This window comes from Achromobacter sp. GbtcB20 (assembly GCF_019091095.1).
Lineage (GTDB): Bacteria > Pseudomonadota > Gammaproteobacteria > Burkholderiales > Burkholderiaceae_B > Achromobacter > Achromobacter mucicolens.
This window is the reverse complement of sequence record NZ_JAGXJZ010000306.1, coordinates 1-370: the sequence shown is the minus strand read 5'-3', so window position 1 is coordinate 370 and position 370 is coordinate 1. Positions and strand designations below refer to the sequence as shown.

Here is a 370-nt window from a genome sequence, read left to right as displayed (position 1 = left end):
TCGGGCGAAGCAGGATCCTCGTCAAGGGTGCTGTTTCGCTTATACCACTCACGCATGTCTATATGGAAAATTGATCGTTCTTGCTTCCATGCACATGTCATATACTCCATGGTTCGACCATTCAGCCGTTGGAGAAATCCTTGAACACCCGCCGTACATTCATCGCCTGCGCCATCGCGCTGACCGCCCAACTGTCGTTTGCCGCGAGCGCCCACGCCGACCAGCTGGCCGACATCAGGAAGAAGGGCGAGATCGTCTTCGGCGTGCTCGGCACGGACGAACCGAACAGCTTCATCGACCCGAAGACGCGCGAACTGGTGGGGTATGAAATCGATATCGCGCGCGCGGTCGCGAAGAAGATCGGCGTCAA

At 57.3% G+C, this 370-nt stretch carries 1 pseudogene; it reads left to right on the top strand.

The features are described 5' to 3' along the window. Positions 1-140 precede the first annotated feature (140 nt). A pseudogene (locus KVT32_RS29105) lies at positions 141-370 on the top strand (transporter substrate-binding domain-containing protein); the annotation flags it as partial.